Below are 21,319 nucleotides of genomic sequence, written 5' to 3'. Positions count from 1 at the left end.
TTATTCAGTGCCAACCAAAAACCGCCAATTTTACCGACAATTGCAGTGGAATTAAATCTTCATAGTTTTTTAGTCATACACTATTTTCCAATGCAAAAATTACTGAAAATATTGTCTAATATATCTAAAGACGCGGTTTCGCCTGTAATTGTTCCAAGAAAATCAATACTGCTTTTAACATCAATTGCCAGTATTTCCTCTTCTAATTTATTTGCCAGTCCTGTTTTTACCGCCTCAAGACTTGCAACCGTCTGTTCAAGGGCTTTTTTATGCCGTAAATTCGGAATGACCGATGATTTTTCCATATCCAGATGGCCAATACTGATGGTCACAATTTTTTGTTTTAACTTATTAATCCCTTTGTTTAAGAGGGCTGAAATTTCAATTGTCGGGATGTGCCGGTATTTTTCAGAAAGACTCGGCAGATTGCCTTTGTCCAGGTCAATTTTATTGATCACAAAAATAACTTTTTTGCCGGCTTGATTTTCCAAAGGAACCATTTTTTCAAATTCCCTGTCGGAAAAAACAGTGTCGGGTTCTTTCATGAACAATACGATATCCGATGCGATAATATGATCTTTTGCCTTTTCAATGCCGATAATCTCGACCAGGTCATCGGTCTGGTGAATCCCTGCCGTATCTGCAATAACAAAGGGTATTCCCTCGATATTCAGCCCCTCTTCAATGGGGTCCCTTGTGGTTCCGGGGATGGCCGTGACAATGGAGCGGTCCTGTGCAAGCAGCCGGTTCATCAGACTTGATTTCCCCACATTTGGGGCGCCGCAGATGGCGATCCGGATACCATCCTTTAAAAAGCAGGCATCCTCATGCTGCCGGATAAACTCACGGCAGGTTTTAAGCACATCATCCACCAGTTCCATCTCTTTTTGGGATGGTTCAAACGGGTCAACATCATCGGGAAAATCAATATTGACTTCAAGCAAAGACAAAAACTGAATCAGTTTTTGTCTTAACTCCTGGATACTGCTTTTTAATGTTCCAAGATTCTGAGACGCTGCAAATTTAAGTGCATTGACAGATTTCGCATTAATGATATCCGCCACTGCCTCGGCCTGGGTCAGATCAATTCTCTGGTTTAAAAAAGCTCGTTTTGTAAATTCTCCGGGTTCGGAAAGCCGTGCGCCACAAGAAAGTATCTCATCGAGAATGGTACGCAAGACAATTGTTCCTGCATGGGCCTGAATTTCCACAACATCTTCAGCCGTATAAGAGGACGGTGCCTTCATGGGAATCAATAAAACCTCATCAATCACGGATATGTTTTTCCGGTCAAAAACATATCCGTGATAAACCTTATGAGATTCTAACTTCTTACACCCTTTGGGCCAGTGTTTTGTTGTTGAAAAAAGCACTGCTGCGATATCAAAGGCTTTTGGTCCCGAAATCCTTATAACACCAATCCCGCCGCTTCCATAGGGAGTTGCTATTGCGGCAATTGTATCCGTCATGGCATGTTATCTTTTAAACCGTCTCTTTCCTCTGAAACTGTTTTTTTTTTTTGGAAAAATCACAAGTCTTCTGTAATATCCGTCACCCATGCTTTGAGTTCTGACACTGGCATCATCTTTTAAGGCCAGATGGACAATCCGCCTGTCCTGGGCGCTCATCTGGTTGATGGTTGCCGGACGGCCCGTCTTTTTTGCCTTGTCCGCCATTTTATATGCCAGGTGCCGGAGATTGGATTTGCGAGTTTCCATATAACCTTCAATATCCACCTTGACCCTGACCCTGGCGTCACTTTTCCGGTTGATGATTTTATCGGTTAAAAACTGCATGGCATCAAGGGTTTGGCCTTTTCTGCCGATCAGGATACCGGCATTTCCGCCTTCAATCTTAAGGGTCAGCCTGTCCTGATCTGTATTGGCACTGACAGTGGCATCATCCGTGATCAAATCGGCCATTTTCTGTACCGCCTCAATACCGATCGCAATAGAGTCCTCAGACACGTCAACCGGATCTGGTGTGTCATAAGACTTGAATTCTTTTTTCTGAAAATTTTCACTTTTTGGTTCTTCTATACGGGGTTCTTCGGTTTTGGGTTTTTCAATTCGGGTCTCTTCCAGACGGGTATCTTCACCAAAAGCTTCATCCACAATGGATCTGATTCCTTCCATCTCCGCTTCATCTGATTTATCAGTATCCATATTCGGAAGAACGACTCGGATTCGGGCATCTTTTCTGCCGACAATTCCAAAGATTCCTGAAGAACCTTCTGAAATCACGTCATATTTCAATTCCTTCTTGGAAAGCATCAATTCTGCACAGGCATTTTTAATAGCGACATCTACATCTTTCCCGCTGAATTCCTGAGTTTGTGTCATTTTACCTCCTGCTTACAAAAATTTCTTTTGAATATAATACTGCTGTCCCATGGATATGATGTTGTTTACAAACATATACAGAACCAATCCTGCCGGGAAATTGATGAATAATACAGTCATGAATATCGGCATTAACATCATCATTTTGGCCTGCATGGGATCACCTGCAGTTGGAGTCATTTTCTGTTGCAATAAAAAGGATGCACCCATTAAAAGTGTCAGCATTGGAATACCATAGGGTTCCTGCATCATGGGAATTGCAAAATTAAAGTCAAACAGCCTGTCCGGGGCGGACAAATCAGATATCCATCCGATAAAAGGTGCATGCCGCAACTCAATTGCCTGGTAAAGCATCCTGTAAAGAGCAAAGAAAATAGGCATTTGAACCAGTAAGGGCAGACACCCGCTTGCCGGGTTGACTTTATAGGTTTTGTAAAGCCCCATGACTTCCTGGTTCATCCTCTGTTTATCATTTTTATATTTTTCCCGAATTTCCATCATCAACGGCTGAACTTTTTTCATCTCGTTCATTGATTTGTAACTTTTTGTACCAAGGGGCCAGAAAATCAATTTAATTAAAACCGTTAAAAGGATAATAGCCACGCCATAATTTGGAATCACCTTGTGGATCATATTCATGGTGATCAAAAGTGGTTTGGCAATCACATTAAAAAATCCAAAATTAATGGCATTTTTAAGACTGGTGTCATATTGGCTTAACACCTGCTGGCTTTTCGGGCCCATGTAGAGACTAAACGAATAATTTGCCTGCTTGCCCGGGTCAAGCCGATCCATTTTTTGGATAAAATTAGCGGCAACCCGTTCATTTGCATAGGACAACAAAAATTTTGTATCATTCATGGGGCTGTTATCAATTTTTTTAGGCATGATAACCGTCATGAAGTAGCGTTCCATATAACCTGACCAGTCAATTTTTCCGCTATAAGTGTTTTTTTCTTTGATATCATCAACGTCAATATCAGTATACTCATTATCAACAAACACCACCGGCCCTTCAAACGCAAACCTGGATCTTTTCTTGACTTCCTCATTAAAAATTCCAGGAGTGTTAATCACAAGAGAATCGTTTAACGGCATGTCTGATCCGTTTTGAAAAACGATGTCGCAATCAATCATGTAAGAATCGGCATTAAAGGTGAAAATCTTTTTCACCACCATTCCCCGGTCGGTCCTGAAGGCAAAGTCAATGGTTTTTTTACCTTGAACAACAGAGTTATCAGTTGCGTCTGTTTTTGCGGTATAGACAGCATTTTTTAATCCGGGAAGGGACTGTCCTTCAAGATCAAGCAGCAAGGTTCCGGATAAAAGTTGTTCCGGCACCAATTGCTTTAAGAGAGAGTCTTTTTTGTTTGTTTCTTTATAATTTTTCAGTTCAAAACTTTTAACGGCAGCGCCATGTTCGGAAATGGCAATATTATAAAGCGGGGTGGATACAAATATGGTTCTATATTTTTTTTCCGGGCGGTAGACCGGGTCAGAAAGCTCGCCGGTTCCGGCTCTATAATCGGAAACATTAGGGGTGTTTTCCTGAACCTTTGGCTGGTCTGCATTCTGTGTTTGAACGTCCTTAGGAAGACTATTCGGGTCCGGCGGGGTTACAAAAAACATTTGATACCCGATAAGAACCACAACTGACAGCACGACAGCTAATAATAACCGCTTTTGTTCATCCATTTTCTCTCCTAAACCTAAAATAAGTTGTAACGGCACGTCACTTTAAAATAGAAGAGGAAATGAGTCGGGCATCTGGATAAATTATGGAACCGGATCAAACCCTCCTGCATGGAATGGATGACAACGCAGAACTCTTTTAACGGCAAGAGCTGTGCCTTTAAGGCTGCCGTATTTTTCAATCGCCTCAAGGGCATATGCCGAACAGCTCGGATAATAACGGCAATTTGCCCCGGTTAACGGTGATATAAAATATTGATAAAATTTAATAAATATTATTAATAGCGGTTTCATTACTTAATTTACTGCAGCTATTTTTGTAAAAAGTTTATCAAGCTTCTCAATAATCTGCCTGTTGGATAGCGTAGTCAGACCCTTCCTTGCAATGATGTTTATATCATCCGGTCCTGAAATATTCTCTTTATTGTGCCTGAAATATTCTCTAATAATTCTTTTTATCCTGTTACGCTCTACTGCATTTCCTACTTTTTTCGATACTGTAATGCCAATTCGATTGTTTAGAGCTGTTCCTTTAAGTACAAGTGCTAAAAAGCAGTCTGTATGTACTTTTTTCCCTTGTTTCGAAAGTGTTAAAAATTGAGCTCTCTTCAGGAGCCTAACCTTTTTTGGCAAACAAAAGTTACTCAATAAATCCCTTTACTAAACGGTAAGTTTCTTTCTTCCCTTAGCTCTTCTTGCATTAATTACTCGTCTGCCGCTGGGTGTAGACATTCTTTTACGAAATCCGTGTTTTCGAGTTCTTTTCCTGTTGCTTGGTTGAAATGTTCGTTTCATAAATCAACAATCCTTAACTTTTCTTATTTTAACCATTATTATTACAAACCACCATAAACATGGGATATTAACGTTTTTTAAAAAAAATGTCAAGAATGAACCCGGGCCAATTATATGATTAACCCTATATTTATTTTACCAGGGACTCGAATATATGGTATTCTTCTATGTGGTAATGAGGCTCCGGGTATATGGCGATGGGCTTTGAAAATTGTTTTTCCAGGGATGAAATCAGATGTTTTTCCCTGCCATGAAGCAACTGGGCGATGTCAGGATGTACTTTTACAGTAAAGCGGTTGCCCATCATATCACCGGCTTCACTGACAAGATCTCTGTAAATTTTATGGCATATGGATTTTCCCGATAAAAGGTGTCCGTCTCCATTACAATAAAAACAGGGTTCGCAAAGAGTTCTGGTCAGATTCCGCCGTATTCTTTTGCGGGTCATCTGCACAAGGCCAAGTTCTGTTAATGGCAAAATATTTGTCTGGCTCTTGTCTTTTTTCATGGCTTCATTCATATGTGCCATGACCTTGTCCTTGTGCTGCTCTTTTTTCATATCAATAAAATCAATAATAATGATTCCGCCGATATTTCGAAGCCGCACCTGGTAGGCAATCTCTTTTACAGCCTCAAGGTTGGTTTTAAGGATGGTCTCATCAAAATTGTGCTTTCCCACATACCTGCCGGTATTCACGTCAATGGCCACCAGGGCTTCTGTCTGCTCAATCACGATATATCCGCCGGACTTGAGCCACACTTTTTTTTTTAATGCCCTTGCCACATCTCCTTCAATATTATAGGCATCAAAAACAGATTCTCTTCCCTGGTAAAGCTCTACAGATAATTTTACATCCGGCATAAGACGTTCTAAAAATTTTTGAACATTTTCATATTCTTCTTTTGAATCAATAATCAGTTTGTCCGCTTCATTGGCCAGAAGATCCCTGACCGCCCTGAAAGTTACCGTAAGATCTTTGTATACAAGAGATGGCGCTCCGGCGCCCATGCTTTTAGCCAGAATGGATTCCCAGTTTTTGTTTAAAAATTCAATCTCTTTTGCAATGGTATTTTCATCAATTCCATTGGCCTGTGTTCTTAATATATATCCGAACTTATTTTTACGAATAGACAACACAATGTCTTTTAACCTTGTTCGTTCAGTCTCATTTTCAATTCTTTTTGATATGCCTATGTGATCCACTGTCGGCATTAATACCATATATCGTCCGGCAAGGGAGATGTGGGTGGTGATTCTCGGTCCCTTGGTGCCTATGGATGATTTTGCAACCTGGACCAGGATCTCCTGGCCCTCTGTCAGCAAATCCTCAATACTGCATTCCTGGTTGAAAGAAGCTTTCCATGAGGTGTGACTGCCTGCCATAGAGCCTGTCTGCATATTCCCGCTATCAGTGTCATCTGAATCATTGTCCTGCTCAAATTTCTGATACATTTCACGGCAGGCCGTATCCAAGACATCATCCACATAAATAAATGCTGCCTGATCAAACCCGATATCAACAAACGCCGCCTGCATACCGGGAAGAACTCTTTGCACCCGTCCTTTATAAATATTGCCGGCAATGGATGTTTCATCTTCCCTTTCAATGAAAACTTCTACAATAGTACCGTTTTCAATCAATGCCACTCGTGTTTCATGAGGTGCCGCATTAACAACAAGCTCTTTTAACATGGTGTTATCCTTTGGGTTTTATCTTTTTGATTTTGGCTTTTTTTATGACATCTTCATCCAGTTTAAAATATTTTGTCAATATTTCCGTTGGCCTTATGGTTCTTTCGTTATATTTTTTTAAAACCATTTCAATGGTTTGCAAATCAATCAAACAAATTTTTTCAACTGATTTTCTCAAGTCTGTTTTTCGTATTTTTCCTTTTTTGCTCAAGTCTTCAACCATAAATTCTGACAGATTTAAAAACTGATTTACTTTTTCCTGTTCAAGACACCCGTCTGCAAGACTGATGATGTAACAAGCAGTCTGATCATTTCTTTTCTCAAATTTATTAAAGGGCTTGCATCCTGTAACCAGCAGGCCTTCAGGAAGGTTTCTGTTGAACAAATCAACAATAATTTCAGGTGCCTGATTTTTCTCAAGGTAGATAAAAAGTTTTTCGTCTTCACTTTCCATTCCAACGGGCAGTGCGGTTTCAAAAGAAAGCCTCATGGAAGGATTAAATCCTTGTGAATATTTGACATTCAAGCCGACTCTTTTAACGGCTCTTTGAATAATGGTGGCCAGTTCAAGATGGCCGAAAAACCGTGCTTTCCCGATTTTTGAAAATGAAATTTCAAATTTTTTAAACGCATCATCAGGCAAGTGTTTCAAGGGGGTGGCGGTTACCGGATCATTTTTCAGGTCATCTGTAATAACCCGGTCGTCTATAAGAACTTGATGCACAACAGGCATTATTGTTTTAAAATCACACACTCCACACCCGGTACACTCGTTATCCCTGCAGTCAAATGTCAATGAAGCGTCTTTGGCTTTTTGAAACTCTTTTTTAAAAAATTTGGACGATACTCCTGAATCAATATGATCCCAGGGAAGAACTTCATCATCCTCGCGTTGCCGGGTGGTGTAAAACAAAGGATCTATTCCGGTTTCTTCAAAAGATTTCTGCCATAAAGAAAAATTAAACTTATCGGTCCAGCCGTCCAGGCGGCATCCGTTTTCAAAAGCTGCTACCAAAAGTTTTGACAATTTCCTGTCACCCCTTGCCCAGACGCCTTCAACCATGCTCATCTCAGGACTCTGCCATTTGAGATTCACATTGCGGTGCCTTAAATTGTCTTTTAAATATTGCAGTTTTTCCGTGGTCTCTTTTAAAGAGATCTGTGAACATCTCTGAAACGGGGTGTGGGCCTTTGGGATAAAAGTGGTTGTGCTGACATTGATTTTTGTTTTTCCCTTGGCATAAGAAGAAGCCAGCCGTTTTGAAAGAGTGCATATGGCATCTATATCTTCTGATGTTTCAAAAGGAAGTCCCATCATGAAATAAAGCTTAATGTTTTTCCAGCCAAGATTAAGGGCATTTTCAACCGTTGCCGTAATGCTTTCTTCTGTCAGATTTTTATTGATAATATCTCTCAGGCGCTGGGAGCCTGCTTCCGGGGCAATGGTAAACCCGGTTTTCCTGACTTTTTTGATGATGTTCATCAATTGGGGAGTGAGTTTTTCCGCCCTTACAGACGGAAGAGAAATGGCATTGCAATGCCCCTGGCCCAAATCCATAAGACCTTCCATCAACTGGGGAAGGTTTGAATAGTCTCCCGTACTCAAAGACAGCAGGGAAATATCGGAATACCCGGTTGTTTTTAAAGACTGCCGGGTGATCTTGATCAGGTCTTCCAACGACCTTTCCCTGACCGGCCGGTATATCATGCCTGCCTGGCAGAACCGGCACCCTCTTGAACATCCTCTGGCAATTTCCAGGCGCAGCCTGTCGTGAACCGGTTTGGCAAAAGGAATGATGGGAGAAGTTGGAAATGTATCTACTGTAAGCGCAGGCAAAAAAGCCCGCCTCACTTGTGTGTAATCGTCAAACAAAGTTGTGACCGTCTGGATGCCAAGCTCATCATAGGCCGGTTCAAAAAACGAGGGCACATACACCCCGTCAATTTTTGACAAAAGTCTGAGCAGAGTCTTTTTGTTGCCGTCTCCCTGTTTTTTAAACTCCATCACCTTTTGTGAAATTTGAACTGTTGCCTCTTCACCATCTCCGATAACAAAAGCATCAAAAAAATCAGCTAGGGGTTCGGGGTTAAAGGCGCAAGGGCCGCCGCCAATAATAAGAGGAAACAGATCATCTCGCTGTGCAGAATAAAACGGAATGTTCGACAGGCTCAACAAAGTTAAAATATTGGTAAAATTCAGTTCATAAAGAAGACTGATTCCTATAATATCAAAACTTTTCAGCTCTTTTTGAGACTCCATGGAAAGGCAGGGAATGTTTTTTTTGCGCAACAGGGCCTCCATATCAGGGGCCGGAGCAAAAAACCGTTCTGCTGCAATTTTTTCATGGCGGTTTAAAATGGAATAAAGGATTTGCAATCCAAAATGGGAGGTTCCGATTTCATACAGGTCGGGAAATACCAGGGCAAATGTTAAATCCACCTGATCCGGATCTTTTTTAACAGTATTGATTTCATTGCCTGCATATCGGGTCGGCATTTGAACCAATGCAAGGATATCTTGATAATTTTGTTTATGCATGATACTGAATTTTATAAAAAAACCTTTATGTAATTTGGTACAATCAAATTTTCTAACATATTATTTTTTGCAGGATAACGCAATGAAAAGAACAAAAATCAATTTACTCCTAAAGCTTGAAACCACACCTGGAGAAGTATTGGTCAAAGGATGGGTCAGGACAAAACGGGATTCGAAAAAGTTTTCTTTCATGGAAATCAATGACGGTTCCTGCCTGAAAAATATCCAGGTTATTGCCAATGATGACCTGGAAAATTACCCGGATATTCAGACCATTACCACTGGAACCTCTGTGTCTGTTACTGGAAAACTTTCGGCATCACCAGGTAAAGGCCAGAAATGGGAAATCCAGGCTGATCAAATCGAGATCATAAACATTGCGCCGGAATCCTATCCCCTTCAAAAAAAAAGGCACACAGATGAATTTTTAAGAACCATTGCCCACTTAAGACCCCGGACAAACAAGTATGGAGCGGCATTCCGGCTCAGATCGGAAATGGCGTTTGCCATACATAAGTTTTACAGGGAAAAGGGCTTTCGATATTTGACCACCCCTTTGATTACAGGCTCGGACTGTGAAGGTGCAGGAGAAATGTTCAGAGTCACCAGCCTTGATCCCAAGATGATAGAACAACAGGGCAAAATGGATTTTAAAACAGATTTTTTTGGCAGGGAATCAAGCCTTACTGTTTCCGGCCAGTTGTCTGCTGAAATGTTTGCCCTGGCTCTGGGAGATGTCTATACATTCGGCCCCACGTTCAGGGCGGAAAATTCCAATACCAGCAGGCATGCCGCAGAATTCTGGATGCTGGAGCCGGAAATGGCATTTTGTGATTTAAAGCAAAACATGGACAATGCCGAAGAGCTTGTTAAAACACTGGTCCGGCATGCCATGGATGAATGCCCGGAAGACATGGCGCTTTTCAGTAATTTTGTAGACAAATCCCTGCCAAAACGCATGGACATCCTTTTGAACACGGAATTTGCAAGGGTTTCGTATACCCAGGCCATTGATATTTTAAAACATTCAAAAAAGACATTTGATTTTAAAGTTGATTATGGCACTGATCTGCAGTCAGAGCATGAGAGATACCTGGCCGAACAATATTTCAAAAAGCCGGTTTTTCTTACGGATTATCCCAAACAGATCAAACCCTTTTACATGCGAATGAATGAAGACGGCAAAACCGTTGCCGCCGTAGATCTGCTTGTTCCCCGGATCGGAGAGCTGATTGGCGGCAGCCAGCGCGAAGAGCGGCTGGAAGTGCTGGAAAAAAGAATGAAAGAGATGGGTCTGCCCATGGAAAACTATTGGTGGTATCTGGATTCCAGGAAATTCGGGTCCGTACCCCATTCAGGATTTGGCATGGGTTTTGAAAGATTTTTAATGATGCTGACCGGAATCAGCAATATCCGGGATGTCATACCGTTTCCAAGAACTCCCGGCAGTATTGACTTTTAACCTATGATAACTGAATCTTATTATTTTCATTTTGATGTTGTGACACAAATTCTTGAAGCCATCAGAAACGACAAGGACAATGTCTGTTTGTCCCTGGATTTGAATTTGACGCAAAAGGTATGGCAGATTGCACAAGACCGGCTGATACTGAACAATGATGCCCAAATTGATACCGGGATTGAGACCGGGATTGAGACCGGAATTGATGCAAAACAGCTTGAAACTGTTTTGGCTTTTAAAAACAAGATTTTCATATTTAAAAACAATATGCTGACTCCTGTTGAAGTCCGAAGCGACGGTTATTACAAGCTGGTTCCCACCACAAGCGCCCCAACCCTTGAAATCAACGGGATCAAGATGCACCGGTCCAAAGACATTGACCCCTTAACAGATGCCCGGTTAAAAACCCAACTTGTGGTTGCACCGGGCGATCTGGTTTTAGATACCTGCGGAGGTCTTGGGTATTCAGCTGTGTTTGCTCTGAAAGCCGGAGCCAAAAAGGTGATTTCAACGGAAAAAAGCCCGGCTGTCATAAAAATACGCAATTTAAACCCCTGGTTGAAAAAATATGCCGACAATCGTCTGGAACTGATCCATACGGACATCAGTCAAGAAATTGACAGGTTTGAAAATGGTCAGTTCAACAGCGTGATTCATGATCCGCCAAGGTTTACTTCCGCTACCGGGGATCTGTACGGGAAAAAATTTTATGACGCGCTTTTCAGGGTCATGGCCTCGCGTTCAAAATTATTTCACTATACCGGCAGCCCCAAAAAAATAAAATCCAAAAAAAATTTTATTAAAAACACCATGAAGAGACTTGAACAATCAGGGTTTAAAGCTCTCTTTTTTCATGAAAACCTGCAGGGAATTTATGCACAAAAAAGATGATGTTTCAAAACAGTCCTTAATATAGATATGTTTGATAAATATATTTTGATTAATAGCGTTGTACAACATATTTGACAAATATCTTTGTAAAAAATTGTTTTGGATGATAATACCTGACAAAAAAATACAACAACACCTTTGTTTGAAGGATAGCACAAGATGATGATTACCTTACTTGATTATGGGGCCGGCAATGTTCGAAGCGTGGTCAATGCCATTGAAAAACTGGGCGGAAAAATCAAACCAGTTACCAAACCCTCTGATATCCTGGATGCTGAAAAACTATTGTTTCCCGGTGTGGGAAATTATGAAAACATGATCCGTATCCTGACCGAAAAAAACTATATTGCTCCATTACGCGAATATCTTAAAGCTGACCAGCCGTTCTTTGGTATATGCCTGGGAATGCAGGCCCTTTTTGAGGGAAGTGAAGAAGACGTTTCAGGCAATGAGAGCTTGAGTATGTTCAAGGGCAGGGTCAACCGTTTCAAAACAGATCTGGCTGTTCCTCACATTGGATGGAACGGGGTAAACCTGAAAAAAGATTCGCCTGTGTTTAAGGATGTTTTGCCGGATACAAAATTTTATTTTGTCCACTCGTATCATATTGTTCCTGAAGATGAATCGGTTGTTTTAACCACCACAAATTACGATTATGAATTTGTCAGCAGTGTTCAGCAAGGCAATATCATCGGCACCCAGTTTCACCCGGAAAAAAGCGGAAATGCCGGTATTAAACTGCTGGAAAATTTTATTTATCAAAAAGACCTGAGAGCGAAAAAGGCCGTTGACATCAAAGCAAAAGGACTTTCAAAACGAATCATTGCCTGCCTGGATGTCAGAACCAACGATCAAGGCGACCTTGTGGTGACAAAAGGGGATCAATACGATGTAAGGGATGAAGGAAACGTCAGGAATCTGGGCAAACCTGTGGAGCTTGCCAAACGATATTATGAGGAAGGGGCAGATGAGATCACTTTTTTGAATATTACAGGATTCAGGGATTTTCCTTTAAAAGATATGCCCATGATAAAAGTGCTTGAACAGACCAGTAAAAATGTTTTTGTGCCTTTGACCATTGGCGGCGGGATAAGAGATTATACGGACAGCAATGGAAAAACCTATACCGCACTGGATGTGGCCTCCCGATATTTCAGGTCAGGAGCTGATAAAATATCCATTGGCAGCGATGCCGTTGATATTGCCGAGCAATATTTAAAAACAGGTAAAAAAACAGGAAAAAGCTCCATCGAAGAAATTTCCAGAGTGTACGGCAACCAGGCGGTAGTGATTTCAGTGGACCCCAAAAGAGTCTATGTAAACTCGCCGGATGATGCAAAAAAACACCATGTGATCAAAACTCAATTTCCAGGCCCGAACAATGAAGCCTATTGCTGGTATCAGTGTACAGTACAGGGTGGCAGAAAGACAAGAGATCTGGATGCGGTTGCACTGGCCAAAGCCTGCCAGGAACTGGGTGCCGGAGAAATTCTTCTCAATTGCATTGACAAGGACGGGACAAACTCAGGGTTTGACCTTGAATTGATCAATGCCGTAAGAAATGCTGTTTGCATACCTGTGATTGCATCAAGCGGGGCCGGGTGTGAAGATCATTTTTTCCAGGTGTTTGAAAAAACATCTGCACAGGCAGCCCTTGCCGCCGGTATATTTCACAGAAAAGAAGTGCCCATCCAAAATGTTAAAAACTATCTGCTTGAAAGGAATATAGAAGTTCGTTCTACAATATAGCTTTTGCAGATTTTTGATTGTAAACAACCTTGATCAATCCGGGCATAACCGTATTCCGCCCGTTCAGTTTGGCCTTGTACAGCATGGTGTCCGCATCCTGTATGATCCGGGCCATGTCTGCAGATTTGGTCAGCTCAGAAACCCCGAAACTTGCGGTCACTTTTATGGTATCGTCACCATGCACAATAAGTTTATTTGAAATTTTAATTCTCAGACGATCCGCAAGTTCCATGGCTTTTGTTTTGCTGGTTTCAGGCATAATAACAATAAATTCTTCCCCCCCGTATCTGGCAAGGATATCATCTGCTCTGATATTATTTTTGACAATGCGTGTGACTTCCTGCAACACCTTGTCACCGGCCAGATGGCCATAGGTGTCATTTACGTTTTTAAAATGATCCAGATCAAACATAAATACGGACAAATCGTTTTTATGCCGAACTGCTCTTGAAATATTTCTTTTCAGCTGGTTCTCAAATTCTCTTCTGTTGTAACATCCTGTTAAAGAGTCCATAACAGCCGCGGTCCTTAACTGTTCCATTTTAATCTGCCGTGAGAGTGCGGTTGAGCATCCCTGGAGGATAAGATGTACAACTTCGTCATGGTGGTCGTACATCTGATTTTGGGGAAGCATGTAGATTCTTGAATAGCAATCTTCATCGGTTAATTCATAAAAAACAAGATCTTTCATATCGAATTTTTCTTCTTGCTCATCATCATGAAAAGTGTGATTCAGATAGTTTAAACTTTCTTTATTTTTAATGTTAAAATCCTTTAACACAATATTCTCAAGGGATTTTTTGTACATTCTGGGGTCCAGCCAGATATCAACACTATTTTCTTTTTTGATCACAAAGGCAAACAATCTGTAATTGAGAATATCTTTCAGACATAAGGCAACTTCGCTGATAATTTCCAGGGATGATTGCTTTTTATTTAATTCAACAATGTGGTGAGTCAGTTTTTTATGGTCTGCCTGTTTTTGTGCTGTCTTGAAAATCATTGACAACACTGCAGTCATTTTGTTGGATAGTCTGTTCAAAGATTGTTTCATGTTTTTACCTCGCTTCATTACATTAAGTGCTTCTGAAAGTAATTAAAGCAATACCCGTGCCAATGTTCGCAAAATACATAAAATATATTAAAATTCAATTAGTTACAAGTTTAATTCCTTTGCAACAAACTTTTTAAACAGGGAAAAACATGCCGCTTTCGTCATGCATCTGACATTATTCTTTCCTTAACCCGCAAAAGTGTCATTATGATTTATAATTTTTTAAACCTATTTTAAAAGAACATAGCTAAAACTTATAATGGATGAGTAAAAACGATTCGATCAAATCCAAAAATCGTTCTCTTGACCAAATTTTAGAATATGTCTATAAATGATTCCATGAGCCGCCTCCTTTTGTTTGATGGTAATGTTCATACTTTCATCTTTAGCAAATAGGAAAGGTTCATGTCATCTGGGAATTGGGTTGTGGGCATCGCCCGCTTTAGAATAACGGTTTTCATAAATTAAAACTTATAGAAAAGAGCCATGCCATGAAAAAAAAGTTCCTTTTTCCATTACTGCTATTTGTTTTCTTGATCGGCTTCTCATGTGAGAATGACAAAATACAACCTGGATTTTCTGAAGATGGTGCTGCCGGGAAACAATTTAACCCTGAAAATATCGCCACTGTTGAAAAACAGGATGTCACCCGGATATATGAGGCTGTCGGGACCATAAGACCTCTGACAGAATCCATGATAGAATCCCAGGTCAGCGCCCAGGTGATAAAAGTTTTGCATGTTCCGGGTACAGCCGTCAAAAAAGGCGAGCTTCTCATACAATTGGATGCAAGACGGCTCACGGCACAGCTTAAACAGGCACAAGAAGGGCTTAATGTTGCAAAAAACCAACTCAAGCAGGCCCAAAAATCCATGGATGAAGCAAAGGCAGGTCTTGACCAGACCATGGCTGCATACAACCGGACACAAAAACTGTTTAAATCCGCCATTGTAACGTCTCAAAAACTTGAAATTGACAAATCCGCCTTTCTCCAGGCAAAGGCGCGCCTTGAAAAATCCCAGGAAGCTGAAAAGTCGGCAAAAGCATCCATCAGAAATGCTGAAGAGATTGTTAAAGAAGGACGGATTGCACTGGGATATTCACAGATCATTGCTCCTGCTGCCGGTGTGGTTGCAAAAAGAATGATTGATCCGGGTGACATTGCCGTTCCTGGCAAGCCCCTTTTAATTATCCAGACCAGCGGCGCTTTGAGACTTGAGGCCAATGTACGAGAGGGATTGATCAGCCGTGTCATCATAGGCAATGAGTACCGGATACTCATTAAAACCATTGGAAAAACCGTGCAGTCAAGAGTAGAAGAGATCGTACCCTATGCTGATCCAGCCACCCGCACCTTTCTGGTAAAGGCCACCTTGCCGGAGACTCCGGGTATTTATCCGGGAATGTTCGGCAGGCTTTTGATCCCGGTTGAAAAAAAACAGACCCTTCTCATACCTCAAAAAGCGGTGATCCAGGTGGGCCAGCTGGAACTGGTCTATGTGAAAAACAACGACACCTGGCAATCGGTATACATCAAAACCGGAAAAAAACTGGGTGACAAGATTGAAGTGCTGGCAGGACTCACCGGAAATGAAACCATAGGATACAAATAAGCATGCCTGAACAAAACGATTCGATTCTTACCGGCTCAATTCTTACCCGTATTGTACGGCTTTTTCTGACCTCCCAGTTGTCGATCATGCTGATCATTATCTCATTGGTACTGGGTGCCTTCAGTATCTATATCACCCCTAAAGAAGAAGAGCCCCAGATAGTTGTCCCAATGGCGGACATCTATGTTCAGGCACCCGGAGCCAGTCCTGCGGAGATAGAAAAACTTGTGGCAACCCCTCTTGAAAAACTCTTGTGGGAGATTGACGGGGTTGAGTATGTCTATTCCATGTCCACAAGAGAAAAAGCAGTTGTCACGGTACGCTTTTTTGTGGGAGAAGACAGGGAAAATTCCATTGTAAAGCTTCACAATAAAATACAGATGAACCTGGACAGGGTTCCGCCCATCGTGACCAACTGGCTGATCAAACCCATTGAAATAGATGATGTCCCTATCTTAAATCTCACCCTTTATTCAGACAAATACAGTGACCATGAGCTTGAAAGGGTGGGTGAAGAGATTGTCGCAAGACTGTCAAGGCTTGAGAACATTTCAAGATCTTCCATTTACGGCGGCAGGAAAAGGGAAATCAGGGTTGAACTTGACCCTCTTCGAATGAAGGGATTTAATGTTTCAATCCATGATATTGAAAAGGCACTTCAAGGTGCGGATGTGTCAACCCAGGCAGGATATTTTAACAAAAACAATACCCAGATCACAATTACCAGCAGTTCGTTTTTAACGTCCATTGACCAGGTAAAAGCCCTTGTGATCTCAGGAAGGGAGGCAAAACCGGTACTTCTTGAAGATGTGGCCACTATTATTGACGGCCCTAAAGAGGCAGAGGCATATACAAGGATCGGGTATTCCAATTTTTATAAAAAAAGTCGCAATATTGAATCAGATGTTCCTTTGTCTTTCCCATGCGTAACCCTGGCCTTTTCAAAAAAAAAGGGAACCAATGCAGTTAAAGTGGCCCAACACCTTATAGAAGAGGTTGAAAAACTCAAAACCACCATCATTCCTGACGGCATGTACATTGAAGTGACCAGAAACTATGGAAAAACCGCCCAGGCCAAGGTAAACGAACTGTTAAAATCACTGGGGTTTGCAATTGTTTCCGTTGTGATTCTCCTGGCATTTGCCCTTGGATGGCGCGAAGCCTGTGTAGTGGCCATTGCCGTTCCCATATCCTTTTCCCTGGCCCTTTTTATGAACTATCTGTTCGGGTATACCATCAACCGGGTCACCTTGTTTGCCCTTATCCTGTCCCTGGGTCTGGTGGTGGATGACCCCATCACCAATGTTGACAATATCCAGCGGCATATCAAACAAAAGATCCTCGAGCCATTTGAGGCCACCCTTGCTGCGGTTCAAGAAGTGCTGCCCCCGGTGATCATGTCCACCATTGCCATCATTGTCTGTTTTACTCCCCTGGCTTTTATTACCGGCATGATGGGGCCCTATATGGCACCCATGGCCATCAACGTCCCCCTGACCGTAACCTTTTCCACGGTGTGCGCCCTGACCATTGTGCCCTGGATATCTTATCACCTGTTAAAATCCGTGAAAGAAAAGCCCGCACATAAAAAAGCATCTGAGCCGTATCCGGCCAGACTTTATAAAGCAATACTGGCACCGTTTTTAAACAAACCATATCTTCGGATCATGCTGTTTATGGGGATCATCATTTTGTTGACAGGATCATGTATGTTGGCGGTTTTCAGGTTTGTGCCCTTAAAACTTCTGCCTTTTGACAATAAAAATGAATTCCAGATCGTTATTGACATGCCCGAAGGCACTTCTCTTGAATATACTGACCGTGTGGTCCGGGAGTTTGAACAATATCTTGCCACCGTGAACGAGGTCACAAATTTTGTCTCTTTTACCGGCATCTCATCGCCCATGGATTTTAACGGAATGGTACGTCACTATTTTATCAGAACCGGCAGCCACCTGGCCGATATCCGCATCAACCTGGCCCATAAATCCAAAAGACAGCAGCAAAGCCATACCATCCTTTTGCGCATCAGAAAAGATCTTGAAAAGATCGCACAAGACAACAACGCCCGGGTCCAGCTGGTGGAAGTGCCGCCTGGACCTCCTGTTTTGTCCACCCTTGTGGCTGAAATCTATGGCGGTTATGACAAAACCTATGAACAACTCCTGGAAAGTGCAGAACAGATAAAAGCCGTCATGGAGAAGGAATCCAATGTTTCCGATATAAAAATCATGACCGAAAAAAACAGCCAGAGAAAGGACATTGTTATTGACAGGGAAAAGGCTGCGTTGCACGGAATTGATACGCGAACCATTCTTGATGCCTTGAAAAGCGCTGTGGGCGGCATCACCCCGGCAAGCCTTCACCTGGACCCGGAAAGAAACCCGTTGTGGATCAGGGTTGTTCTGCCCCGTGACAAACGCTCGGATATGATCTCAATCTCTCAGATTCCCATCAGGTCTGCTCTGGGCAAAATGATCCCCCTGGCTGAGCTTGTTCATGTGGTGGAAACAAACAATAAAAAGCCCATTTACCACAAAAATCTTGAACCTGTGGTTTATGTGGTGGGAGAAATGACCGGCAGGGCACCCGGAGAGGCAGTTCTGGACATGATGAAAACACTGAAACAAAATCCTCCCCAAAACGGTATACGCGTCAACTGGGCAGGAGAGGGTGAATGGAAAATCACCCTGAGAGTGTTCAGGGATATGGGCCTTGCCTTTGCTGCAGCCCTGTTTGGAATTTATTTTATTCTTGTGATAAATACCGGATCTTATTTTATGCCCATGCTCATCATGATGGCCATTCCCCTGACCATACTGGGAATTATGCCGGGATTTTTCATCTTAAACCTGTTTACTCAAAGCGCCGGGGGATTCAGTGACCCTGTCTTTTTTACGGCCACAAGCATGATCGGCATGATTGCCCTTGGCGGTATCGTGATCAGAAATTCCCTGGTATTGATCGAGTTTATCCAGGATGCCTTAAAACAAGGAGAGTCTTTCCAGAACGCCATCTTAAAAAGCGGTATTGTCAGGATGCGGCCAATTATATTAACAGCCTTGACCACTGCCATCGGAGCTTTTCCCATCACCTTTGATCCTGTGTTTTCAGGGCTGGCATGGGCGTTGATCTTCGGGCTTTTTGCATCCACCCTGTTTACACTTCTGGTGATTCCAGTCACCTATTATGCGGTTTATAAAAAAGAACACGAACCAGAAAGGAATGAATCATGAAAACAAAAATGGAAATGGAACAATATATCAGAGCCATTGCAGGTACATTTATTTTAATCACGTTAATCCTCGGGCATTTTCATTCACCTTACTGGCTGTTTTTTACAGCCTTTGTGGGCTTAAATCTTTTGCAATCCGCTTTTACAAAGTTTTGCCCCATGGAGAATATTCTGGAAAAACTGTTCCATATTCCAAGGAAATAATAAGTCACAAAAACGGTATGGAATAACAGCCATAGCAGGTTGACCTGCCACAACAAGAAATAAAAGAGATCTGATTCCAACAAGTCAGAAGTCCTTAATGACTTGAAATATGTTCTCTGAATTTTTTGCCGACTTTGCCGTTCTTTTTATTGTCAAGAAGTATTTTTTTGAATCTGATAAAGTATAAAAAATGAACCTCAATCCCGATTACTTGCGATATATACGAACAATCACAAATGAGTGAGTAAGCACTCGGATACAAATTTTTTATGAAAACTTATGGATTATAAAAATTATTAGCAAACCGAGAATCAACAAAATCATTTCTTGAAAAAAAGTTTTAATCACGTTAATTTATTTTATTTTTGTGAGCATGGAAAAATACCATGATAAAAAAACGAGGGGATTAATAGTGCAAACAAAATGACTATCAGAAAAGAATTATTCAAAAGCAGTATAATCCTTTCATGTTCAATATTAATAATATTCAGCATTTTATCGTCGAGTTTTCTTTACTATGCCGGCATTTCTAATGCTTATGTTGTTATCAGGCAAAGAAATCAAGCTGTAAATTATTTTATAGCCGGTTATTTTACCAAAATTCACAATGCCGTTCAATTTTTAGCAAGTAATAGAAAAATTCAAAATGCCCCTTCGCTTGGTGCAAACGATCTTCAAGATATATTAAATTTATACAAATCTCTTGAAATTGCTGATCCTGATATCAATTATATTTATTCAGGCTATAAGAATGGTTCTTTGTTGATAAATAACTATACACCTCCGGAAGGCTATAATTCAGTTGTTCGCCCCTGGTATCAAGAGGCAATAAAATCCGCACCAGACATTTCAGGCGGGCTGCCCTATAAAGAAATAAAAACTAAGGAGTGGTTGGTTTCTATCAGCAAAGTGTTGGTTGATGTTGAAAATAAAATTAATGGGGTTATATCGATTGATTGCTCTATTGATACGGTTGCAAATTTATTGAAAAAACGAGGGGAGAACTATAAATCATCTTATAGCTTTGCAGTAAAACCGGATGGGAAAATACTTATACATCATGAAAATTCAGCCTTAACCAAAACCGTCTCGGATATAATCAATTCTTCAGTAAGGTTTGATAAAAAAAATGGGGAGTTTAGCTATAAACTGAAGGATACTTATAAACTCGCTTGTTACAGCCGAATTGACAACATTGGGTGGATTATTATAACAGTAGTGGATAAAAGTGAAATTATCAAGCCGATTATCCTGCAAACATTTGTCAGTATTTTAATCATCGGCGTTGTAGCCGTTTTACTTGCCTGGGTTTTAAGCGCTTCATTAAGCAAACGATTTATTGTGCCGTTAATTGAGCTTAAAAAGAGTGTTAATGCTATTGTTACAGGCAACTGCGATCATGACTCTGGCTATGAATATCCAAACAATGAAATTGGTACAATAGCCACTGATATCGAACAGTTCACAGAAAATGAGTTGTATAATAGAAATATAGAATTGCAAACTATAAATGAAAAGCTTGAATTGCTTTCTATAACAGATCAACTCACAAAATTACCAAATCGCCATAAGATTAATAATGAATTGGAAAAAGAATGGGAGCGGGCAATTCGATACAAAAATAGTTTTTCACTCATCATGATTGACATAGATTGGTTTAAAAAAATCAATGACACCTATGGCCATCAAGCAGGGGATTCTGTGCTTTATGAAATATCACAATTAATGAAAAACACTTTACGATCGACAGATATTGTTGGCAGATGGGGCGGAGAAGAGTTTTTAGTGATGTGCCCTGAAACCGATTTGAGTGGAACTAAGGCATTGGCCGTAAAACTTTGTTCTACCATTGAAAATTATCAGTTTACAGTAGGTGAGACCATAACCATAAGTGCAGGATTGTGTGAATTTGATGATAATAAAAGTATAGAAGACATGATAAAGGAAGCAGATAACAATTTATATGAAGCCAAGCGACAAGGAAGAAATACTGTTGTACATTTGACGAAGGGACCATAAAAAAATATAGTTTTGAACTCCCAAAAAAGTC

16 protein-coding genes are annotated in these 21,319 nt (G+C 41.1%); 7 read left to right on the top strand and 9 right to left on the bottom strand.

All coding sequences use genetic code 11. The annotated features are described in order from the left end of the window. Positions 1-80 precede the first annotated feature (80 nt). The 8 genes from mnmE to TOL2_RS21770 all read right to left on the bottom strand — a co-directional run bounded on the left by mnmE (position 81) and on the right by TOL2_RS21770 (position 9,061). Positions 81-1,469 carry a tRNA uridine-5-carboxymethylaminomethyl(34) synthesis GTPase MnmE gene (gene mnmE / locus TOL2_RS21800; RefSeq protein ID WP_014959443.1) on the bottom strand — a complete coding sequence of 463 codons (1,389 nt, stop codon included), beginning with the start codon at positions 1,467-1,469 and terminating at the stop codon, positions 81-83. A 6-nt stretch (positions 1,470-1,475) separates the two neighbouring features. After that, a complete protein-coding gene (jag, locus tag TOL2_RS21795; RefSeq protein ID WP_014959442.1) occupies positions 1,476-2,342 on the bottom strand; it encodes an RNA-binding cell elongation regulator Jag/EloR in 867 nt (288 codons plus the stop codon). A gap of 12 nt (positions 2,343-2,354) precedes the next feature. Next, the gene (yidC, locus tag TOL2_RS21790; RefSeq protein WP_014959441.1) at positions 2,355-4,037 is read right to left on the bottom strand and encodes a membrane protein insertase YidC; all 1,683 of its coding nucleotides are present in this window, start codon (positions 4,035-4,037) and stop codon (positions 2,355-2,357) included. 81 nt (positions 4,038-4,118) lie between these two features. Beyond that, entirely contained in the window at positions 4,119-4,328 is a 210-nt protein-coding gene (gene yidD / locus TOL2_RS21785) for a membrane protein insertion efficiency factor YidD (protein ID WP_014959440.1), read from the bottom strand. 3 nt (positions 4,329-4,331) lie between these two features. After that, positions 4,332-4,667, bottom strand: a complete 336-nt coding sequence (rnpA, locus tag TOL2_RS21780) for a ribonuclease P protein component (RefSeq protein WP_014959439.1) — start codon at positions 4,665-4,667, stop codon at positions 4,332-4,334. 27 nt (positions 4,668-4,694) lie between these two features. Further along, a complete protein-coding gene (gene rpmH, locus TOL2_RS24430; RefSeq protein WP_014959438.1) occupies positions 4,695-4,829 on the bottom strand; it encodes a 50S ribosomal protein L34 in 135 nt (44 codons plus the stop codon). A 130-nt stretch (positions 4,830-4,959) separates the two neighbouring features. Next, positions 4,960-6,522 (bottom strand): Rne/Rng family ribonuclease, encoded by a 1,563-nt coding sequence (locus TOL2_RS21775; protein WP_014959437.1) that lies wholly within the window; start codon positions 6,520-6,522, stop codon positions 4,960-4,962. A 4-nt stretch (positions 6,523-6,526) separates the two neighbouring features. Next, positions 6,527-9,061 (bottom strand): TIGR03960 family B12-binding radical SAM protein, encoded by a 2,535-nt coding sequence (locus TOL2_RS21770; protein ID WP_014959436.1) that lies wholly within the window; start codon positions 9,059-9,061, stop codon positions 6,527-6,529. An 82-nt stretch (positions 9,062-9,143) separates the two neighbouring features. Between TOL2_RS21770 and asnS the strand changes: the two genes are divergently transcribed. From asnS to hisF, 3 genes are all read left to right on the top strand, one after another. After that, on the top strand, positions 9,144-10,523 hold the full coding sequence (gene asnS / locus TOL2_RS21765) for an asparagine--tRNA ligase (protein ID WP_014959435.1): 1,380 nt from the start codon (positions 9,144-9,146) through the stop codon (positions 10,521-10,523). A gap of 3 nt (positions 10,524-10,526) precedes the next feature. After that, complete coding sequence (locus TOL2_RS21760; RefSeq protein ID WP_014959434.1) at positions 10,527-11,414, top strand: class I SAM-dependent methyltransferase; 888 nt, start codon at positions 10,527-10,529, stop codon at positions 11,412-11,414. 159 nt (positions 11,415-11,573) lie between these two features. Further along, positions 11,574-13,163, top strand: coding sequence for an imidazole glycerol phosphate synthase subunit HisF (gene hisF / locus TOL2_RS21755; RefSeq protein ID WP_332370615.1), 1,590 nt, complete (start codon positions 11,574-11,576; stop codon positions 13,161-13,163). Here the strand turns inward: hisF and TOL2_RS21750 are convergent. Beyond that, positions 13,153-14,217, bottom strand: a complete 1,065-nt coding sequence (locus TOL2_RS21750) for a GGDEF domain-containing protein (RefSeq protein ID WP_014959432.1) — start codon at positions 14,215-14,217, stop codon at positions 13,153-13,155. The two genes, hisF and TOL2_RS21750, sit on opposite strands and share 11 nt — an antisense overlap. A gap of 491 nt (positions 14,218-14,708) precedes the next feature. Between TOL2_RS21750 and TOL2_RS21745 the strand changes: the two genes are divergently transcribed. The 4 genes from TOL2_RS21745 to TOL2_RS24425 all read left to right on the top strand — a co-directional run bounded on the left by TOL2_RS21745 (position 14,709) and on the right by TOL2_RS24425 (position 21,288). Further along, complete coding sequence (locus tag TOL2_RS21745; RefSeq protein ID WP_014959431.1) at positions 14,709-15,830, top strand: efflux RND transporter periplasmic adaptor subunit; 1,122 nt, start codon at positions 14,709-14,711, stop codon at positions 15,828-15,830. Positions 15,831-15,832: 2 nt separating this feature from the next. Next, positions 15,833-19,066, top strand: a complete 3,234-nt coding sequence (locus TOL2_RS21740; protein ID WP_014959430.1) for an efflux RND transporter permease subunit — start codon at positions 15,833-15,835, stop codon at positions 19,064-19,066. After that, the gene (locus TOL2_RS21735) at positions 19,063-19,269 is read left to right on the top strand and encodes a YgaP family membrane protein (protein WP_014959429.1); all 207 of its coding nucleotides are present in this window, start codon (positions 19,063-19,065) and stop codon (positions 19,267-19,269) included. The genes TOL2_RS21740 and TOL2_RS21735 overlap by 4 nt, the downstream gene beginning before the upstream one ends. Positions 19,270-19,692: 423 nt before the next feature. Continuing rightward, positions 19,693-21,288 (top strand): sensor domain-containing diguanylate cyclase, encoded by a 1,596-nt coding sequence (locus TOL2_RS24425; protein ID WP_014959428.1) that lies wholly within the window; start codon positions 19,693-19,695, stop codon positions 21,286-21,288. Positions 21,289-21,319: the final 31 nt, after the last annotated feature.

The organism is Desulfobacula toluolica Tol2, from assembly GCF_000307105.1.
GTDB classification, from domain to species: Bacteria; Desulfobacterota; Desulfobacteria; order Desulfobacterales; family Desulfobacteraceae; genus Desulfobacula; species Desulfobacula toluolica.
This window is presented reverse-complemented; position numbering and strand designations above follow the sequence as displayed.